We start from the raw sequence: 18,676 nt of genomic DNA, 5'->3' as shown, positions 1-18,676 counted from the left end.
ATTCCGCATGCGCTGGCAGCTGTTGCGCGTGCGGTGCCGGAGTATGCGAATTCTTTTCGAAGAATCTGTCGACAAATTAGCTCGAATTGCAGGGCTTAACGTTACTCAAATAATTCAACAGCGACGTGACGCTCTCCTTATTTGAACCCACGCTCCGCGTTTAAGAAACCGTCACGGAACGGGAGTGGTGTTGATGAACGATGGGATTGTTGAACTCGTCGGACGAAGGCCTGTAACCTTCGGACGGCGAAAGGTGACGCCGCGCGCCTGCGTGGCCGACAGCAAGCGTCACTTGCGCGCCTTCCTCAGCGAAGTGCTCGAGGATCTTGGCTTCGTTACCTGCGAATGCGCCAGCGCGGACGAGCTGCAAACCGTGCTCGCCACCGAATTGCCGGATCTGATCCTGCTCGGTGTCGCCACCGACGGCATCGAGCCGGGGAGATTCCTCGAGGTCTTGGTGCGTGAGGGCTTCGCTGGGAAGGTTCTGGCGGTCGGCGCCCGCGAATCGATCGTCGTCAGGGCCGTGCGGCAGGTCGGCGAAGAATATGGCCTTGCGATGCTGCCGCCGCTGACCACGCCCTTTGCCGCGGAGACGCTGCGCGAGCGTGTCGCGATGCTGCTGCCGGAGGAGCCGGCGCCGAGCCCGGCCGTGCATGTCGGCGAGGCCTTGCATGCCGGCTGGCTGGAGCTCTGGTACCAGCCCAAGATCGACGCGCGCACGCTGATCCGCAGCGGCGCCGAGGCGCTGGTGCGAATGCGCCATCCGACCTGGGGCGTCGTGCCGCCGGCCTATTTCATTCCCGAGGAGCACGATCCGCATCTGCGCGATCTCTCGGAATTCGTGATCGAGCGCGCCATGCAGGACTGGCACTATCTGCTGGAGCAGCAGAGCCCGGTCGATCTCTCGATCAACCTGCCGGCGTCCTATCTGAAGGCGCCGCAGGCGGTGCGCGATCTCTGTCGCCGCGTGCCGACGCATCCGGCCTTCGGCGGGCTGACCATCGAGATCGACAGCGAAGAAGCGACCCGCGATCTCGATCTCCTGACCGAGGTCGCCCGCGAGGTGGGGCTGCACAATATTGGCCTCGCGATCGACAATCTCGGCGCCAACTGGCCGGCGCTGATGGGCCTGGACAAGATTCCCTTCGTCATGATGAAGGCCGACCGGCACTTCGTCACCGGCAGCGGCAGCGACCGGCTGAAGCGCACGGTGTGCCGTCACATCGTCGAGCTTGCGCAGGGCTACGGCGCGCGCGTGGTCGCCGAGGGCATCGAGAGTCGCGCCGACCTCGTCGGCGCGAACGAGCTCGGCTTCGATCTCGTGCAGGGCTTTCTGTTCGGCAAGCCGATGCCGCTGAAGAAATTCGCCCGCTCGACGCTGACGAAAACCGTGATGGAGTGAGCTCGTTCGCGGCTCGTGCGTCGCTGGGCGCGCGCGAGAATCATTGATCTCGCGCGCGTTCGCCGGGCCTGCTTGGGCAGTCCGAGCACTCGCGCTCTTGCCGTGCCGAAGGCAGGACTAGCCGGCCATCATCACGCAAACCGCCGCGCGAAAAAGACGCAGACGACCACGAGCGCGGTCGCGACGATCATGCTCCAGGCAACCGACTCGCGCAGCAACAGGCCGGCAAGCGCCAGGCCAAAGAATGGCTGGAGCTGTTGCAACTGGCCGACACGCGCAATGCCGCCGAGCGCAAGCCCGCGATACCAGAAGATGAAGCCGACGAACATGCTGAAGATCGAGACGTAGGCGAGCCCAATCCAGGCGGGCGCGCTGACGCCGCTCCATGTCGGCGGCCACGTCCAAATCGCGACGGGCACCATCAGCGGCAGCGCCAGCAGCAGCGCCCAGGAGATCACCTGCCAGCCGCCGAGGCGGCGCGACAGCGCGGCGCCTTCGGCATAGCCGAGACCGCATAAGACGATCGCGGCCACCATCAGGAGATCGCCGCTGAGCGAGGCTGAGCCGTCATTCGACAGAGCAAAGCCCGCGACGGTGGCACTGCCGAGGACGGCGAACAGCCAGAACAACGGCTGCGGCCGCTCACCGCCGCGCAAGACGCCGAAGATCGCGGTCGATAGCGGCAAGAGGCCGATGAAGACGATCGAATGCGCCGAAGTGATGTGCTGGAGCGCGAGCGCGGTCAGCAAGGGAAAGCCGACCACGACGCCGATGGCGACGATGGCGAGTGAGGCGAGATCGTGCCGCGCCGGTCGCGCCTGACGGAGCAAGCCAAGCACGGCCAGGCCTATCAACGCCGCAATGACCGCGCGCGTGGACGTCAGGAACAGCGCGGAGAAGCCGCCGACCGCCACGCGCGTCGCCGGCAGCGAGCCGCTGAAGATGATGACGCCGAGAAGCCCATTGCCCCAGCCGCTGCCCGCAGATTGCATGTCCATTCCCGCCTTTTGCGTGACGACCCTCGTCCTCCAGCGATGGCAAGACCAGGGACAATCCAGTACAATCCGACAAAACTGTATGGGTATGGAAGGCAATACAGCTTGGACGGCGAGACGCAGACGAAGGGACGGGGCGGCACGCGGACCACCGACGTGATGAGCGCGATCCGCGCCAAGGTCGCCGGACGCACGCTCAATACCGGCGACCGCTTGCCATCGATCCGCAGCCTTGCGGCGACGATGGGGGTTTCGCCTTCCACCATCGTCGAGGCCTATGACCGCCTGGCCGCGGAAGGGCTGATCCGTGCCCGTCGCGGTTCGGGCTTCTACGTCTCGCCGACGGTCATGCCGCCGCTTACGCTTGCCGAGGTCGAGCCGCGCCGCGACCGGGAGGTCGATCCATTCTGGGTCTCGCGGCAGTCGCTCGATGCAGACACGACCGCGCTGAAGCCCGGCTGCGGCTGGCTGCCGCCGGAGTGGATGCCGGAGGCGGCGCTGCGACGCGCTATCCGCGCGCTCGCGCGGACCCATGCGACTCTATTCGCGGACTACGGCGGCACGCGCGGTTCGCCGGCACTGCGCCGGCTGCTGCTTACGCGTCTTGCGGAAGATGCGATCGAGGTGTCGGTCGACCAGCTCATGCTCACGGGCTCGGGCACGCAAAGTGCCGATCTCGTCTGCCGCTTCCTGCTCCGTCCCGGCGACACCGTGCTGGTCGATGATCCCTGCTACTTTAATTTTCGCGCCTTGCTGCGGGCGCACCAGGCGAAGATCGTCGGCGTGCCCTACACGCCATCGGGTCCGGACGTCGCAAGCTTCGAGCAGGTCCTCGCCAGCGAACGGCCGCGGCTCTACATCACCAATTCAGCGCTGCACAATCCGACCGGCGCGACGCTGTCGCTTCCGACTGCGCATCGGCTGCTGAGCGCGGCCGCCGCGCACGACCTCACGATCGTCGAGGACGATATTTTCGGCGACTTCGAGCCGGAGCGCTCGCCGCGCCTTGCCGCGCTCGACGGTCTCGCCCGCGTGATCCGCATCGGCAGCTTCTCCAAGACGCTATCGGCCTCGGTGCGCTGCGGCTATATCGCCGCGCGCGCCGACTGGATCGAGCATCTCGTCGATCTCCAGGTCGCAACCAGCTTCGGCGGCTCAAGCCCGGTCGCGACCGAGATCATCGCAAAGGTGCTGGCCGGCGGCAGCTATCGCAAGCACATGGACGAGCTCAGGCAACGGCTGATGCGCGCCCGGCGCGACGTCGCGCGCAAGCTTCAGGCGCTCGGCATCGAGCCGTGGCTGACGCCGCGCGGCGGCTTCTTCCTCTGGTGCCGTCTTCCGGGCGGCCAGGATGCCACGGCCGTCGCGCGCGCCGCACTCGAAGAGGATGTGGTGCTGGCACCGGGCAATGTATTCAGCGTGTCGCAAACGGCATCGAATTTCATGCGGTTCAACGTGGCGCAGATGGGCGATCCCAGGATGTGGGATGTGCTGCGGCGGGCGTTGAAGGCGGGCACCGAACGATAGACGCCTAGTACCAAGACTCCTCATACACCGGCTCGCCGTCGAGCAGCAGCCGCTTGATGGCGGCGCGGCCCGAGGGCAGCACCGCGGCAACGACCCGCAGCTTCTGCTGGTTGCGGGCCTGCTCGAGCTTCTTGCCCTCGCCTTCGGGCACGAAATAGCTTTCGAGACCGTATTTGATCGTCAGCTTGTCACAGAAGGTGCGGCCGTTTGTGCCGCAGGCGCCCCCCGAATAGCCGACGCGGCCGCGGATCAGCACTTCAGGCGCCGTGACCGGGACAGGCTCGGCATGCACCGAGACGGCCTCGTAAAGGCCGCTGGCATTGGGCGCGAGCTTGACGAACACGACGGCATTGCGTTCGGCGGCCGGCTTGCCGGCGAGCGCGCCGGCCGGCACTTGCGAGATTTCATAGCGGAGCACGACATAGTCGCCGCGCAGGAGATCGCGGGGATCGACCGGCTGCGTCTGCAAGGTCACCTCATGGCCCTCGCGCAGGATCTGCATGCGATCGGCGACCATCAGGACCAGCAGCACGCATTGAAGCAGGACGGCGCCCCCGAACAGCACGGCTTTCGGAATGCGCTGCCAGATTTTTGTGACTGATGCGGCCAGTTTGATCATCGCGCAGCCCTCGGCAGCATGCGATTGAGCGCGGTCGCAAATCCGACGGCGATGATTCCGGCCGCCGCAAGGAAGGCCGAGCGGCCCAGCAGCGAGCCCTTCACGGCCCAGGTGATGCCCGCGATTACGCCGGCGATGCCGAGCCAGCCGGCAACGATTCGCGGACGCACCTCATCGAGCATGCCGGAGACGACGAGGCACAGCATGGCGCAGAGCAGCGCGGCATAGGCGAACCAGGGCTCGCCGGCCGCAGATGCCGGCCAGATCGGCGCGGCGAGCAGCACGAGCCCGATGGCGCATGCTGCCAGGACTTCACCGGCGCGCCTGGTGATCCCGGCGGATGCGAGAGAAAGGATTGCACCCGCAATCCCGCTCAGGATCGCCCAAAGCGGTTGAGCTGGCACCGTGCCGGTCCGGAAGCTAACGATGTCGTCGACTGTCGTCACCTCGAGGAAGGCAACGCCGGCCAACGCAAACGCCCCGTAGATCGACAGAACGCTCCCGAGGCGGAGCGCCCTCGGCGACGGCGATGCGGCGATCGCGAGCCCCGCGCCGAACAACAGCGCCGCGCCGTTCGCAAGCAGGAATGATGGCTGCGCGCCATCGAGTTCGAAGCGGAGCGACGTCGCGATCCACCACGGCAGCATCGCGATCGCGACGAGATGCGCCGCCACGCGAGAATTCCATGCGAAGGCCGTCGCGGCGGCGATGAGCCAGACTGCCACAAAGGGAAGATGCAGGGCGTCCGGCGTGTCGTAAGTCCGCAAGCAGGTCCAGATCGAGGCGGCCACGAGACCGACCGCGAGCGCACCGCGCGAACCGGTCAAGAGTGCCCCGGCAAATGCGCCGATCGACCACAGCAGCATGCCGCCGGCAAAGTCCTCGCCGAGATGATACATCTGGCCGACCAGCGCGATGCCCGCGCCAAAGATGATCGCGCCAATGCTGGCACAGAGATCGGCGAGAACCGTGCGTCCCGCGCTGGCGAACCACGCCCCGAGACCGCCTGCGACGACCATGCCGGCAAGCAGGATCACGAACCGCAACAGCCGCGCGATCTCGGTCCAGTGCGCGGCGACGAAGGCGAGGAAAGCCGCCGCGATCAACAGACCACCGACGATGGCGACGACCACGGCGATGTTGATGCCGGCCGGCAGCGGCGGCAGTGCATTGCGGATGGAGGCGGCAACCGCCGGCGCGATCACGCCATCGGCCTCCCATTGCGCAAGATCGGTTTCGAGGCGCTGCCGGTAGGTTTTGTCGAACATCGTCTGGGATCACCTAACTGCCGGCGGGCGGCTGCCGCCAGTCAGCCGGCGGGATGTTGCTTGGTCGGATTCCGCCGATGGCGGGTTCAAGACCGCACTGTCTGCAGAGGGCATAGACGGTTGCTGCACGACACGTCAGCCGGCGAGCTTGCGGTCGCGGATCGGCTGAGCGCCCGCAAGTATGCCGCGCTGAAGCGCGCAGCCGGCGAGAGATCGCGACCGATGCGTCCGATCAGATGCTGCAGTTGAATAGCTGCACGCCGAACTGCGCTTCGAGCTCGCCGATGTAGCGACACCAAGGTCGGCGAGAGCCCGGCGCGGCGGGCCGCCGCCGAGAAGCTGCCCTCGCGGACCCATGATGACGAACAGTTCCACGACCTGAAGGCAATTCATCCATCTTTTCATATTCTGCAAAAGAGATGCTCAGATTGCGCCGATGGTTGGAAGAGACTCACAGCTGTAACTTTCAGTCAACATGGCCATAAACGGCCACACGGCAGCGAGGGAGAACTGCAACCATGGAAGGCATCGCCGCCAAGGTGATGAGAGCGCTCTTGTGCCTCGTCGCCGCGACGACGCTGGCGCTCCAGGCGGGCGCCGCGGGGGCTCAGACGGCCGCAGAATCCTGGCCGAACCGCGCGATCACCTGGGTAGTGCCGTTCGGGGCCGGCGGCGTCACCGACCTCGTCTCGCGCAAGATCGCGGAGTTGCTGCGGACGCGGCTTGGGCAGCCCGTGGTGGTGGAGAACCGCCCCGGCGCTGGCGGGACCATTGGGACGGAGTTCGTTGCCCGGGCCCAGCCCGACGGCTACACCGTGCTCTACGCCTCCGGCGGGCCTATGACGATCCAGCCGAACCTGGGGCTGGCGAAGCTCAACTACGACCCGCTCAAGAGCTACGTCCACGTCCGCGGCGTGAGCTCGTCGAACCAGATCCTCGTCGCGACCGCGGCAGCGCCCTACAACTCGCTGGCTGAGTTCGTCGCGTACGCGAAGGCCAACCCGGGCAAGGTAAATTTCGGCTCCCCCGGCCCCGGCACCGCCCAGCACCTCGCCGGCGAGATGTTCCAGGCTGCCGCCGGCATCAAGCTGACCCACGTGCCTTACAAGTCGGGCTCGAGCCAGATGACCGACATGATGTCGGGCATCCTGGACGTCTCCTTCGACTACCTTACCGTGCTCAGGCCGCTGATCGACACCGGCAAGGTCAAGGTGCTCGGCACCACCGGCACGGCGCGGCTGGCCGCGCTGCCCGGCGCGCCCACGGTGCTCGAGGTCGGCTACCCGGACGCCGTCAGTGTCGGCTCGACCTGGGTCTCGGTCCCAGCCGGAACCGACCCGAGAATCGTGGGCAGGCTCTCTGAGGCGCTGGCCGCCGTGCTCGCCGACCCCGCCATCGTCGCGGACCTCGCCACCAACGGCCAGGTGTCGATCGCCGACAAGGGGCCGGCCGAGATGGAGCCGTTCATCGTCGAGGAGACCGCACGCTACAAGCGGGTGATCGAGAGCGCGGGCATCGCCGCGCGTTAAAGCATGATCCGGACCCGAAGGGCCGCGTGAGCGCAAAGTGCGCAGCGGTTTTCCGAAAAGATCATGCTCAAACAACAACCTAAAGCGCGATGACGATTCATCCTCATCGCATCGCGCTTTAGTTCGCCTTGATCCCGGCCTCGCCAATCAGCTTGCCCCATTTCGCACTTTCGCCCTGAATGAAGCGGCCGAACTGCTCAGGCGATGTCGGCGCGGGCTCTGCGCCGAGGGTGCGGATCTTCTCGACCACCGACGGGTCTTTCAGGGCCTTCGTGAAGGCTTCGTTCAGTCGGCCGACGACATCCGCAGGCGTCCCGGCCGGAGCAACGAGACCGAACCAGCCGACCGATTCGAAACCCGCGATCCCGCTCTCGGCAAGAGTCGGCACGTCAGGGAGGGATGCAAGACGGCGCGCCGAGGAGACGCCGATCGCGTTGAGCTTGCCTTCGAGGATCAGCTGCCGCGATGCGGGGATATCCAGCACAGCGAACGGGACGTGCCCTGCGAGCACATCGACCGTCGCCGGCGCGGTCCCGCGATAGGGTACCAGCTCCATATTAATCCCCGTCTTCTGCGCGAACAGCGCTGCCGTCAGATGCATGGCGGTCGAGTTGCCGCCATGTCCGATCGACAACGCGCCTGGCTTTGCCTTGGCGAGCGCGATCGTCTCCGCCGCATTGTGCGCGGGCACGTTTGCAGACGCCACCAGCACAAAGGGAATCTCCGCAAGCAGGGTGATCGGCGCGAGATCCCTGGGATCGAACGGCATTGACGAATTGAGGTGCGGATTCACCGTCAGGCTGCCTGCCGGCGCGACACCGAGCGTATAGCCGTCCGGCTTGGCTTGCGCGACCGCGGCCATGCCGATGTTGCCCCCTGCCCCGGCGCGGTTCTCGATCACCAGGCTTTGCTTGAGTTCGGCGGTGACCAGCGGCTCGAGCGCGCGGATCACGGTATCGGCGCTGCCGCCGGGCGGGAAGGTCACGATGATCTTGATCAATTGCTCCGGATAGGCCGCTTCAACGCCCCCCAGCGGCAGCACGGCGAAAGTCGCGGCCGTCAGCACGGCCAGAATGCGGCGCCTCGCAGCGTGAAACACATTTCCCTCCTCAGTCCGTTCTTGTTTGTGAGTCCCAACCAGACGGGTCGGCCGGGCAGCTTGATGTCGCCTTACGCCGCCGCGCCGGTGATGCGTGCCAGCAAGCCTTGCGGATTGTCGGGCGCGACTTGCCCGCGCCAGGCGATGTGCTGGTCTGGCCGCACCAGCACCAGCTTCTCGGCATAGGCACCGTTCGCCTCGTCCGGCGCGATGTCGACCAGCGTGAGCGGCATACCGCGTTCCTCCGCGGCAGACTTGAATCGTGCCACATCGATCGCCGGATCGAGCCGCAGCAATGTATAGCCGGGCCCGAATGCATCGTAGAGCGATCGGCCGTCGCGCAGGAAGAGGTGCGGCGCGCGGGCGCCGGGTACGGTGGAAGGCGCAAAACTTCCCATCGCGTAAGCCGGCGGGGTCTCACCGTCATAGGCGATAATCGGCGAGGCATCGTAGTAGTAGCCGAAGTTGAGGCCGGCGCAGCAATATTGCTGCACGTTCAGATCGTACGCCGCCCTGGCCAGCGCTGCGCGCGCCGCGTGACCGCGCGGCGTGGCGTCCTCGATCTCCGCTGAGACGCCGCCGCGCTGGGCCATCATCTTCATCGCGTGGTCCATCGCAAAGCGCGACACCTGTTCGGTGATGGGCTGGCGCTCCGCTTCATAGGCGTCGAGAATTGAAGCCGGCGCCCACCCGTTCAGATGCGCCGCCAATTGCCAGCAGAGGTCGACGGCGTCGGCAATGCCCGCATTCATGCCGTAGCCGGCATAGGGCATCCACAAATGCGCGGCGTCGCCGCAGATGAAGACCCTGCGATCGCGGAAGCGATCGGCCACCAGCCGGCGCCCGACCCAGTCCTCCTTGCTAAGGACCCGGTATTCGAAGCGCGCATCGACGCCGAGAATGGCGCGGATCGCCCAGTCGCGATCGACCGAATCGAACTCGGGCTCGTCGGGCTTCAGGTGATTGTGGATCAGCCAGCGGTCGTGACCATCGATCGCAACCGTGGTGCCGGAGCGCCGCGGGTTGAGCGAGAGCACCATCCAGGCAGGCTTGTGCGCTCCCATCAGTTCCTTGAGTTGCGGAGCTTCGATATAGGTCGATTGCACGCGCTGGATGACCGGCGTCCCGGACAGGCTCGCGCCAATCGATTTCCGCACGAGCGAACGGCTGCCATCGCACCCGATCACGAAGTTGGCTTCGATACGGAGCGGGTTTCCGCTGTCGAGGTTGCGACCTATCGCGATCACAGGGCCGTCGTTCTGTTCGATGTCCGTAATTTCCGTGCGCGCCAAAATGGTGATGCGCGGCTGCGCGGCGGCATGGCCAAACAAGATCGGCTCGAGATAGACCTGGTTGATCCGGTGCGGCGGCTCGGGCGTCGGCCACCAGGTGTCGGGACCGCCGGTTGCGGTGTAACGGCGCGCGCGGGAGGGGATGTCGATGCGGCAAAGTTCGATGCCGGTCGCGGTGGTCCTGTAGGAGCAATCGTTCGGGAAGTCGGCCGGCAGGCCTGCGTCGCGCAGCTTTGCGGCGACGCCGAGCCGGCGGAAGATCTCCATCGAGCGCGCCGAAACGTGATTGCATTTGACGCTGGGCGGATCGCCGGCATGGCGGATCTCCGCGACGACGACGTCGATCCCGCGCGAGGCCAGATCCATCGCCGCGGTCAATCCGACGGGCCCGGCGCCCACCACCAGCACCTGTGTCCTCATGCTCGTTTCCATCCCATGCTTCACCCGCGGATTCCCTGTCCACGCAGCATGCATTTTATTGCAGGGTCGCTTATGAGATAAGCCAGAAAGAACTCATCAATTCATGAGCATTGCCTATGAATGTCACCTTGAGGCAGCTGCAAGCCTTCACCGGCGTGTACCGGACGCGCAGCATCACGCGGGCCGCGCGCGAGCTCGGGATCACGCAATCGGCGGCGAGCCTCTTGGTCCAGCAGCTCGAGGTCCAACTTGGCGTCAGGCTGTTCGATCGCTCCACGCGGTCCGTGCAGCCAACGCTGGCCGCCGACGAAGCTTTTCATGCCGCCGAACGGATGCTCAGCGATGCACAAGGACTGTCACGGCGCATGCATGACCTCGCGCAGGCGCGCGCAGGTCGCGTCGTGTTCCTCGCGTCAGCCGGCGCCGCATCGGCGCTGCTGCCTTTGGTGTTAGCGAAATTCCGCGCAGGCTATCCGGACATTGAGATCGACATGCGCGACGTTGCCGCGGACGATCTCGTTCCGCGCATGATTGCAACCGATGCAGAGTTCGCGATCGGCAGCGTGGAGGGCGAGATCGCGGAGATGTCGGTCGAGACCCTGGCCCGCGGTCGCCTGAGCGCAATCGGCCGCCGCACCGCCGACTTCGCTGCGCGGCGCGCGCTGACATGGGATGAGCTGTCACAGCTCCCGACGATTGCAATGCGGCGCGAGACGCGGATCCGCATGCAGATCGATCAGGCATTGGGCGCGCAGGGCAAGCGCCTCTCGCCGACCTATGAAGTGACGCTGATCAACACCGCGCTCGCCATGACCGCGCAGGGCCTCGGCCTCGCCATCCTTCCCGCAACGATGCTACCGGCCGATCAATTCCCGACGCTGATCGCGAAGCCGCTGGTGCGCCCGGCCATCACCCGCCCGGTATCGCTGCTACAGCGCCAGGGACGAACTCTCTCGCCGGCGGCGCAAGCGTTTGTGGCGACGGCGAGGACGGTGCTAGCGGAGCGATCTACTTGATAATGGCGGAGAGGGAGGGATTCGAACCCCCGATAGGCTTGCACCTATGCCGCATTTCGAGTGCGGTGCATTCAACCACTCTGCCACCTCTCCTGAAGGTGCCGATAAGAGGTAGGAACCCCTGTGGTCGGGGCGTGTAATAGGCGAGGATGGCCGGCCAGACAAGGCGCGAAAGGCGAAAATCCGCCGCCTGTTTCATCCCTTCCCTCTCATTCCGAAAGGAACCGCCGTGGAGCATCTGACGATCGCGGCCAATGGCGCCGATTTCCACCTGGTTCGCGCAGGACGGGGCAAACCGCTGCTTTTGCTGCATGGTTGGCCGGAATTCTGGCGGACCTGGGAGTCGGTGATATCTAGGCTTTCGGATCGCTTCATGCTGATCGCGCCCGATTTGCGCGGCTTTGGTGACAGCGACAAGCCCGATGGCCCTTACGGGCCGGATGGCCATGCGGCGGACATGCTGGCGCTGATGGACGGGCTCGGCATCGACCGATTCGGCGTCGTGGGTCATGACGTCGGCGGCGCCGTGATGCAGCCCCTGGCCCGGCAGGCACCGGGACGGCTCACCGGGCTGTTCTTCTTCGATTTCGTCTATCCCGGCATCGGGCCGCGCATGGCGGCCCCCGATAGGCTCAACCACATCTGGTACCAGTCCTTTCAGCAGATGGAGATGGCCCCGGCACTGGTCGGCGCCAGCCGCGAGACCTGCCGGCTCTATATCAGCCACTTCCTCAAAGGCTGGGCGCACCGGAAAAATGCCTTCGACGACGTGCTCGACGCCTTCGCCGACAACTTCCTCAAGGACGGCAATCTCGCCGGCGGCTTTGCGCATTATCGCGCCTCGCATGCCGGGCGCATCGCGATGATGAAGGGTGAGGCGCCGCGCCTGCCGCCGATCAACGTGCCGACCTGCGTGCGCTGGGCCGAGCACGACCCGTTGTTTCCCTATGCCTGGACCGATCGGCTCGGCGAAACCTTCAGCGAACTCGATCTGGCGATGTTTCCGGACGTCGGGCACTTCCCGCATCGGGAAGATCCGGATCGCGCGGCCGTGGAGATCGCGGCGTTCTTTCAGCGCATCGGCTGGAGCTGAATCAAGGGGAGCTCGTGCGATGATGGAGGTGCACTCCCTCTCCCGCTTGCGGGAGAGGTCGGGGACAGGGTGTTTCCACAATGGGATTGTTGGATTGCTGAGGACGTCCCGACGCGGCGAGAGCCCTCACCCGCCGCGCGCGGGACGATGCTTCGCATCGCGCGGGGCGCGTCCGCCTCTCCTGCAAGCGGGAGAGGCGGAGCAAGCGTCAGAAAAACGGGGTGGGACCGCCAGACGCGGTAAACACTGGCGGTCCCTTGCCGCTCATTGAAATACTGACCGGGAAGGGCGGCTTCGCCGGCCGAGTGAAGCGACGATTCGACCCTAGCGTGCAGCCCGCATCGCGCAACGCAATCCGCCCCTTAACCTAACCGGTCAAGGTTACTCCTTGTCATTCTTGCCCTTTTTCTTGCCGTTCTCCGTGGAATCCCGGTCTTTTCCGTTGGCGCCCTCCTTGCGGCGGTTGGTGAAACGCGCATTGCCAAGGCCGGTGCCGATGGTGAGCACGCCCCAGCGATCGACGTGCTGCATGAACGGCACTTCCGCAAGGCCCTGAACCACGCCGTCATTGTGCATCACGACCGCGGTGTCGTGCTCGCCGATCTCAGGGATGGCTTCGACGAGGCTCGCCGGCAGGTTGAACTTACTGCTCTCCCAATTGCCGGGCAGGTTCTGCGCACCTTTCTCGATGGAGCCGTCCGCATCGATCACGCCGGGACAGGCGATGCCGATGAACGGCGCGAGCTTGAAGCCTTCAGCTTCGGCATCCTCGATGAGCCCTTCGAGCATCTTGACCAGCCGCTTCACCGCGGCCTCGCGGCTCGGCTCATCATCGGCATGGCGCCACAGATCGGATTTGAAGACCGCGGCCTTGGACAGATCGGGCGCCTTCTTCCAGCGTGTCTCCACGATCCCGCAGCGGATGTTGGTTCCACCGATGTCGACCGCGAGGATGCTGTCATAGGCCTCGAAAATCCAGGACGGCGCGAGGTGCAGGGCTCCGATCAAGCCGGCATCGTCAGGGTCGAATCGGATTGGCACCAGATCGACCTGGAAGCCTTCCGACTTGAGGATGATCTCGGCCCGGGCAATGGCAATTTCGCCGAGCCGGCTCGCGCGAAAGCCGCCGCCGACCACAATGCAGTCGGTCTTGGCCCAGGACTTGGTTTTGAGGAACCGCCGCGTGACGTAAGCGAGCTCCTGCGCGAAATCCTCGATCGCGCTATGCACGACGGCCGTGGCCTCGGTGTCGTCGCCGACCAGAACGGCATCGAGGGCCTTTTTGCTGATCTTGTCGGACGGCTCGTCGCCGAAGGGATCCTCGCCGCTCTTGCGCAGCGGTTTGCGCCACTCTTCGAGGATCTCGCGGAACGCGCCCTTGCTGGCGCGGTCACCCAGAAAGCCCTCGTCGTCCTTGAGCTCGATGTTGAAGCTGTCGACGTCGACCGACGGCAGGCGGCTCGCCCCGTGCTGGGCGATGCCCGTCGTGTTGACCAGCTGGTCTGCTGCCATGATAGCCCTTGCCCGCGTGTCCGATTTGCGAGGACACAACGGGGAGGGAACCCGTTGGTTTCAAGTCGGCCGCAGATTCGGCCCATACACCGGAATGGGTCCAAATCCTTCAAATCCTGACCGTTTTCGCTCGCTTTTCCTTGACTTGCGGCGTCCGGCGGCTATAAGTCCCACAGCCGGCGCGGGGCGTTTCTCGCGCCGCTTGCTTTTGCGTGGGTTTTCAAAGGGATAACTCCCGCCCGCACAAAACTCGCATAAACCCGTAGCGACTGACAAAAAGCCGGCCCCGACAAACTGTCGCGAGGCCGGGATTGAACACGAAGGAAAAAAAAGATGTTCGCAGTCATCAAAACCGGCGGCAAGCAATACCGCGTCGTGCCGGATGATGTTCTCGAAGTAGGCAAGATCGCCGGCGAAGTCGGCACGATCGTGCAGTTGAATGAAGTTCTGGTGGTCGGCGGCGACACGCCGGTCCTGGGCGTCCCGACGGTCGCAGGCGCGTCCGTTGCGGTCGAGGTGCTCGACCACAAGCGCGGACCGAAGGTCATCGCGTTCAAGAAGCGCCGCCGCAAGAACTCGCGCCGCAAGCGCGGCTACCGCGACGAGATCACGGTGCTGCGTGTCAGCGAGATCCTGACCGACGGCGCCAAGCCCACCAAGGGCCCGCGTCCGAAGAAGGAGAAGGTGGCCAAGGAAGCCGCGAAGGAAGCCGCCGAATAACGAGATTTGATCACGCCAATTCACGAATTGATGCGTGAGAAATCGTGAAATGATTCCGTCAAGGAATTGATCTAGACATACGTAGGATTTCGGAGACGAGCCATGGCTCACAAAAAAGCAGGCGGTTCATCGCGTAACGGACGCGATTCCAAGGGCAAGCGCCTCGGCATCAAGGCGTTCGGCGGGGAGATCGTCGCTCCCGGCAACATCATTGCGCGTCAGCGCGGCACCACCTGGCACCCCGGCCTTAATGTCGGCATGGGCACGGACCACACTTTGTTCGCCAAGGTCGAAGGTCGTGTTTCGTTCCAGGCCAAAGCCAAGGGCCGCACCTTCGTATCGGTGCTCCCGATCGCAGAGGCGGCTGAATAGACGGCGGATCAAATGGGAATCCGCCGGGTCCTGACCAAACCGGCGGAGTCCTAGAGATCATAGAGATCGAAGGCTCCAGGGGAGGCGGGAAACCGGCCTCCCCTTTTCTTTGACTTGCTCACTTTGACTTAGTGACTTTCCAGGAGCCGGACATGTTGCAGGATTTCTCGAGCGTGACCTTGCAGGAGGCGAGACCGAGTGTCGTCGCCACCGAGCGGCTGACCTTGCGGCGGCCGACACTCGCCGACGTCAGGACCATCGCCCGGCTCGCCAACGACCGCCGCATCGCAGAAAACACCCGCCGCCTGCCGCATCCCTATTCGCAGGACGACGCCGTTGAATTCATCCGCGCCACCGCCGCGCTCGGCAGCGAGACCGTGTTCCTGATCGAGCACGACAGCGGGCCGATCGGCATGGTCGGCATCGACTGCTCCACGCCGGACAATGCCGAGCTCGGCTACTGGCTCGGCGTCGAGCATTGGGGCCAGGGCTTTGCCACCGAGGCCGCACGCGGCGCGATCGACTTCTTCTTCGAGGAGTTCGAGGACGACCATCTCTATGCCGGCGCGCGCGTCACCAACCCGGCCTCGCGCAAGGTGCTGGAGAAGTGCGGCTTCCAGTGGAGCGGCGTCCAGCTGCACCGCTTCCTGGCGCTGGGATCGTCCACGCCCGTCGATTGCTTCCGCCTGTCACGCGGTGTGTGGGCGTCGCTGAAGAGCTGGAGCAGTGCGAGGCGGATGAGGTAGGTGCACCGATCACCCTCCCCTGGAGGGGGAGGGTCGATGCGCATGCAGCGAAGCGGAATGCGCAGCGGGGTGGGGTGAAGCCACAGCAATGGTCTCACCCACCACCGCCAATCCAAGCACCATCTTCGCGAAAAGACTGTCACCCCGCTCGCACGGCGCGCGAGCGACATCCCCCCTCCAGGGCCCTCCAGGGAGGGTAAGAGCTAAGCGGGCGGATTCACCTCGGCGTTCTCACGCCCCAAATCGCGTTCCCGCAAGTAAATATAGAATCCCGCGCCGATGATGATAGCGGCGCCGACGATGGTGGCGACTTCAGGCACGTCGCCGAACACGACGAAGCCGAAGATCACCGCCCAGACGATCATCGAATATTGGTAGGGCACCACGACACTGGCCGGCGCGAGCTTCAGCGAGCGGTTGACGCAGAACAGCGCGGTGACCGAGACGCATCCCGCAAGCGCGAAGATCACGAGGCTGCCCGATGTCGGCGGCACCCAGTGAAATGCCGAGAGCACGGCACCCAGCGAAAACGTGCCGATGAATTGCGAGGACGCCATCACGATATCGGGCGTCTTGCGCAGGCTGCGCGTGATCAGCATCAGCGTTGCGAAGGAGAGACTGCCGCCGAGCGCGATCAGTGCCGGCAGGCTGACAGTCTGCGCGGACGGCCGCAGCGCGATCAAGACGCCGCAGAAACCGATCAGGATGGCGGTCCAGCGCCGCCAGCCGACCTTCTCGCCCAAAAAGATCGCCGACATCGCGGTGACGAAGATCGGACCGGCCAGATAATAGGTGATGACGTCGGCGAGCGGCAGATAGACGGTCGCGAGGAAGAAGGCAGCCACCTCCAGCGTCGACAGCACGACGCGAAACAACTGCAGGCGCGGCCGCTCCAGCTGCAGGAAGTGGTGACGCTGCCGCCAGATCAGCGGCGACAGCAAGAGCAGCGCCGCGCAGGCGCGCAGGAACAAGAGCTGCCCCACCGAATAGGTGCCGACCAGGAACTTGCCCATGGCGTCGCCGAACGAGAACATGAAGATCGACAGCACCATCAAGGCGATGCCGGCCAGCCGTGCCGAGCGGTCGTCATAGGCGGAGAGATTCTTGAAGAAGGGCATTGCTGTCGTTCGTGGAAGACCCGTCATTGCGAGGAGCTGTTGCGACGAAGCAATCCAGACTGTTTCCACGGAAGCAGTCTGGATCGCTTCGCTTCGCTCGCAATGACGAGCGGAGGAAGCGTCGAAAAACGGCGAGTAGTGTCGCTTCGGTCGTTTTAATGACGCAGGCGCGCTGGACAAGCCCACTTGCGCCGAATTGAACGGATTGTCGCACTCTTCGCATCGCGGTAGCGATAGAACTCATACCGACGAAAGGACGCGGCATGACCGATTTCGATCCCTCCCAGCATCGCATGATCCCAACGCAACGCTGGTTTGAGGATTTCATCCTCGGCGAGCGTTTCGTGCTGCCGAGCCGCACTCAGACTTCCGCCGTGTTCGCGGCATTCCAGACCGCAAGCGGCGACACCCATCCGGTGCACTACGACGTGGAATATTGTCGCGCCCGCGGCATGCCGCATCTGCTCGCCCACGGCTTCCAGACCTTGATCCACACCGCGCCCGGTGCCGGCCTGTTTCCGTTCATGGTCGAGGAATCCCTGGTCGGCTTCCTCGAGCAGTCAAGCCGGTTTCTCAATCCCGTGTTCGCCGACGACACCCTTTATCCCGCGCTCGAAGTCACCGAGCTGGTGCCGGGTCGCACGACCGGTGTTGTCACGCTCAAAAGCACCGTGTTCAACCAGCGCAAGGAGCTGGTGCTGGAGGGCACGCAGAAATTCCTGATCCGGAAAAGGCCCGCAGGTTAAGCACGCCCCAAAATCGCGGAATTTCCGCCGATGCACGGGTCAATTCGGGTTGCCGGGCCGGGCGAGCTGGCCTACCTATGGCCCATGAAATTCCTCGACGAAGCAAAGGTCTATATCCGCTCCGGTGACGGCGGGAACGGCTGCGTGGCGTTCCGCCGCGAGAAGTTCATCGAATTCGGCGGCCCCTCCGGCGGCAATGGCGGCCGCGGCGGCAATGTGATCATCGAGGTCGCCGACGGCCTCAACACGCTGATCGACTACCGCTACCAGCAGCATTTCAAGGCCCAGAAGGGCGAGAATGGCATGGGCTCGGACCGCCACGGCGCCAACGGCAAGAACATCGTGCTGAAGGTTCCGGTCGGCACGCAGATCTTCGACGAAGACCGCGAGACGCTGATCCACGACTTCACCAAGGTCGGCGAAAAATTCGTGCTGGCCGAGGGCGGCAATGGCGGCTTCGGCAACGCGCATTTCAAATCGTCGACCAACCGCGCGCCGCGCAACGCCAATCCCGGCCAAGTGGGCGAAGAGCGCTGGATCTGGCTGCGGCTGAAATTGATCGCGGATGCGGGCGTCGTCGGCCTGCCCAATGCCGGCAAGTCGACCTTCCTCAGCAAGGTCAGCGCGGCAAAGCCGAAGATCGCCGACTATCCCTTCACCACGCTGCATCCGCAGCTCGGCGTCGTGAATGCCGACGGCCGCGAATTCGTGCTGGCGGACATTCCGGGTCTCATCGAAGGCGCGCATGAAGGCGCCGGCCTCGGCGACCGCTTCCTCGGCCATGTCGAACGCTGCCGCGTGCTGCTGCATCTCGTCGATGCGACGAGCGAGCACGCCGGCAAGGCCTACAAGACGGTGCGGACGGAGCTGGAGGCCTATGGCGGCCAGCTCACCGACAAGATCGAGATCGTCGCGCTCAACAAGATCGATGCGGTCGAGCCGGACGAATTGAAGAAGCAGAAGGACCGCCTGAAGCGCGCCGCCAAGAAGACGCCACTGCTGCTGTCCGGCGCGACCGGCCAGGGCGTCAAGGAAGCGCTGCGCGCGCTGGCCGGCGTGATCGGCGAGAGCCCGGTCTCCGCCAAGGCGAAAAGCGCCGCTGAAGCGGAGCCGTGGTCGGCGTAGTAAGACGACACTCTCTCGACACCTCTCCCTTCGGGAGAGGTTTTCTTCGCGCCATCAATAGCGCAATATCCGGCAAA

General features: G+C 64.8%; 17 protein-coding genes and 1 tRNA gene. 10 read left to right on the top strand and 8 right to left on the bottom strand.

Features of this window, described 5'->3' with window-relative positions; all coding sequences use genetic code 11:
• Positions 1-193 precede the first annotated feature (193 nt).
• The gene (locus XH85_RS03095) at positions 194-1,402 is read left to right on the top strand and encodes an EAL domain-containing response regulator (protein WP_128930691.1); all 1,209 of its coding nucleotides are present in this window, start codon (positions 194-196) and stop codon (positions 1,400-1,402) included.
• 131 nt (positions 1,403-1,533) lie between these two features.
• Here the strand turns inward: XH85_RS03095 and XH85_RS03090 are convergent, their stop codons facing one another.
• A complete protein-coding gene (locus tag XH85_RS03090) occupies positions 1,534-2,394 on the bottom strand; it encodes a DMT family transporter (protein WP_128937076.1) in 861 nt (286 codons plus the stop codon).
• Between the two features lie 162 nt (positions 2,395-2,556).
• Between XH85_RS03090 and XH85_RS03085 the strand changes: the two genes are divergently transcribed.
• Complete coding sequence (locus XH85_RS03085) at positions 2,557-3,924, top strand: aminotransferase-like domain-containing protein (RefSeq protein ID WP_420837925.1); 1,368 nt, start codon at positions 2,557-2,559, stop codon at positions 3,922-3,924.
• Between the two features lie 4 nt (positions 3,925-3,928).
• Here XH85_RS03085 and XH85_RS03080 read toward each other — a convergent pair whose 3' ends face one another.
• Complete coding sequence (locus XH85_RS03080; RefSeq protein WP_128930689.1) at positions 3,929-4,543, bottom strand: GDYXXLXY domain-containing protein; 615 nt, start codon at positions 4,541-4,543, stop codon at positions 3,929-3,931.
• Positions 4,540-5,811, bottom strand: coding sequence for a DUF2157 domain-containing protein (locus XH85_RS03075; RefSeq protein ID WP_128930688.1), 1,272 nt, complete (start codon positions 5,809-5,811; stop codon positions 4,540-4,542). Before XH85_RS03075 ends, XH85_RS03080 begins: the two co-directional genes overlap by 4 nt.
• 518 nt (positions 5,812-6,329) lie before the next feature.
• On the opposite strand from XH85_RS03075, the gene XH85_RS03070 reads away from it, so the two are divergent.
• Complete coding sequence (locus XH85_RS03070; protein WP_128930687.1) at positions 6,330-7,340, top strand: Bug family tripartite tricarboxylate transporter substrate binding protein; 1,011 nt, start codon at positions 6,330-6,332, stop codon at positions 7,338-7,340.
• Between the two features lie 118 nt (positions 7,341-7,458).
• Here the strand turns inward: XH85_RS03070 and XH85_RS03065 are convergent, their stop codons facing one another.
• Complete coding sequence (locus tag XH85_RS03065; RefSeq protein WP_164940258.1) at positions 7,459-8,439, bottom strand: Bug family tripartite tricarboxylate transporter substrate binding protein; 981 nt, start codon at positions 8,437-8,439, stop codon at positions 7,459-7,461.
• Between the two features lie 71 nt (positions 8,440-8,510).
• Entirely contained in the window at positions 8,511-10,151 is a 1,641-nt protein-coding gene (locus XH85_RS03060) for an FAD-dependent oxidoreductase (protein ID WP_164940257.1), read from the bottom strand.
• A gap of 116 nt (positions 10,152-10,267) precedes the next feature.
• On the opposite strand from XH85_RS03060, the gene XH85_RS03055 reads away from it, so the two are divergent.
• Positions 10,268-11,167, top strand: coding sequence for a LysR family transcriptional regulator (locus tag XH85_RS03055; RefSeq protein WP_128930684.1), 900 nt, complete (start codon positions 10,268-10,270; stop codon positions 11,165-11,167).
• A gap of 3 nt (positions 11,168-11,170) precedes the next feature.
• On the opposite strand, the gene XH85_RS03050 is transcribed toward XH85_RS03055, so the two are convergent.
• Positions 11,171-11,260 (bottom strand) — tRNA-Ser (locus tag XH85_RS03050).
• A gap of 136 nt (positions 11,261-11,396) precedes the next feature.
• On the opposite strand from XH85_RS03050, the gene XH85_RS03045 reads away from it, so the two are divergent.
• Positions 11,397-12,260, top strand: a complete 864-nt coding sequence (locus tag XH85_RS03045) for an alpha/beta fold hydrolase (RefSeq protein WP_128930683.1) — start codon at positions 11,397-11,399, stop codon at positions 12,258-12,260.
• Positions 12,261-12,641: 381 nt separating this feature from the next.
• On the opposite strand, the gene XH85_RS03040 is transcribed toward XH85_RS03045, so the two are convergent.
• Complete coding sequence (locus XH85_RS03040) at positions 12,642-13,772, bottom strand: ROK family protein (RefSeq protein WP_128930682.1); 1,131 nt, start codon at positions 13,770-13,772, stop codon at positions 12,642-12,644.
• A gap of 333 nt (positions 13,773-14,105) precedes the next feature.
• Here XH85_RS03040 and rplU point away from each other — a divergent pair, with 333 nt between their 5' ends.
• The 3 genes from rplU (at position 14,106) to XH85_RS03025 (ending at position 15,610) form a co-directional block, all read left to right on the top strand.
• Positions 14,106-14,492, top strand: a complete 387-nt coding sequence (rplU, locus tag XH85_RS03035) for a 50S ribosomal protein L21 (protein WP_128930681.1) — start codon at positions 14,106-14,108, stop codon at positions 14,490-14,492.
• Between the two features lie 102 nt (positions 14,493-14,594).
• Positions 14,595-14,864 (top strand): 50S ribosomal protein L27, encoded by a 270-nt coding sequence (gene rpmA / locus XH85_RS03030; protein WP_128930680.1) that lies wholly within the window; start codon positions 14,595-14,597, stop codon positions 14,862-14,864.
• Between the two features lie 152 nt (positions 14,865-15,016).
• On the top strand, positions 15,017-15,610 hold the full coding sequence (locus tag XH85_RS03025) for a GNAT family N-acetyltransferase (RefSeq protein ID WP_164935160.1): 594 nt from the start codon (positions 15,017-15,019) through the stop codon (positions 15,608-15,610).
• A 203-nt stretch (positions 15,611-15,813) separates the two neighbouring features.
• Here XH85_RS03025 and XH85_RS03020 read toward each other — a convergent pair whose 3' ends face one another.
• Entirely contained in the window at positions 15,814-16,728 is a 915-nt protein-coding gene (locus XH85_RS03020) for a DMT family transporter (protein WP_128930678.1), read from the bottom strand.
• Positions 16,729-16,991: 263 nt separating this feature from the next.
• On the opposite strand from XH85_RS03020, the gene XH85_RS03015 reads away from it, so the two are divergent.
• Both XH85_RS03015 and obgE read left to right on the top strand, forming a co-directional pair.
• Positions 16,992-17,474, top strand: coding sequence for a MaoC family dehydratase (locus XH85_RS03015; protein ID WP_128930677.1), 483 nt, complete (start codon positions 16,992-16,994; stop codon positions 17,472-17,474).
• An 84-nt stretch (positions 17,475-17,558) separates the two neighbouring features.
• A complete protein-coding gene (obgE, locus tag XH85_RS03010; RefSeq protein WP_128937075.1) occupies positions 17,559-18,599 on the top strand; it encodes a GTPase ObgE in 1,041 nt (346 codons plus the stop codon).
• Positions 18,600-18,676: the final 77 nt, after the last annotated feature.

Source organism: Bradyrhizobium zhanjiangense, from assembly GCF_004114935.1.
Classification (GTDB): Bacteria; Pseudomonadota; Alphaproteobacteria; order Rhizobiales; family Xanthobacteraceae; genus Bradyrhizobium; species Bradyrhizobium zhanjiangense.
This window is presented reverse-complemented; position numbering and strand designations above follow the sequence as displayed.

Coding starts and splice junctions, on each gene's coding strand:
- obgE (WP_128937075.1), top strand. CDS start 17,559: ATGAAATTCCTCGACGAAGCAAAGGTCTATATCCGCTCCGGTGACGGC.
- XH85_RS03095 (WP_128930691.1), top strand. CDS start 194: ATGAACGATGGGATTGTTGAACTCGTCGGACGAAGGCCTGTAACCTTC.
- XH85_RS03085 (WP_420837925.1), top strand. CDS start 2,557: ATGAGCGCGATCCGCGCCAAGGTCGCCGGACGCACGCTCAATACCGGC.
- rpmA (WP_128930680.1), top strand. CDS start 14,595: ATGGCTCACAAAAAAGCAGGCGGTTCATCGCGTAACGGACGCGATTCC.
- XH85_RS03040 (WP_128930682.1), bottom strand. CDS start 13,772: ATGGCAGCAGACCAGCTGGTCAACACGACGGGCATCGCCCAGCACGGG.
- rplU (WP_128930681.1), top strand. CDS start 14,106: ATGTTCGCAGTCATCAAAACCGGCGGCAAGCAATACCGCGTCGTGCCG.
- XH85_RS03070 (WP_128930687.1), top strand. CDS start 6,330: ATGGAAGGCATCGCCGCCAAGGTGATGAGAGCGCTCTTGTGCCTCGTC.
- XH85_RS03015 (WP_128930677.1), top strand. CDS start 16,992: ATGACCGATTTCGATCCCTCCCAGCATCGCATGATCCCAACGCAACGC.
- XH85_RS03075 (WP_128930688.1), bottom strand. CDS start 5,811: ATGTTCGACAAAACCTACCGGCAGCGCCTCGAAACCGATCTTGCGCAA.
- XH85_RS03090 (WP_128937076.1), bottom strand. CDS start 2,394: ATGCAATCTGCGGGCAGCGGCTGGGGCAATGGGCTTCTCGGCGTCATC.
- XH85_RS03060 (WP_164940257.1), bottom strand. CDS start 10,151: ATGAGGACACAGGTGCTGGTGGTGGGCGCCGGGCCCGTCGGATTGACC.
- XH85_RS03020 (WP_128930678.1), bottom strand. CDS start 16,728: ATGCCCTTCTTCAAGAATCTCTCCGCCTATGACGACCGCTCGGCACGG.
- XH85_RS03055 (WP_128930684.1), top strand. CDS start 10,268: ATGAATGTCACCTTGAGGCAGCTGCAAGCCTTCACCGGCGTGTACCGG.
- XH85_RS03025 (WP_164935160.1), top strand. CDS start 15,017: ATGTTGCAGGATTTCTCGAGCGTGACCTTGCAGGAGGCGAGACCGAGT.
- XH85_RS03080 (WP_128930689.1), bottom strand. CDS start 4,543: ATGATCAAACTGGCCGCATCAGTCACAAAAATCTGGCAGCGCATTCCG.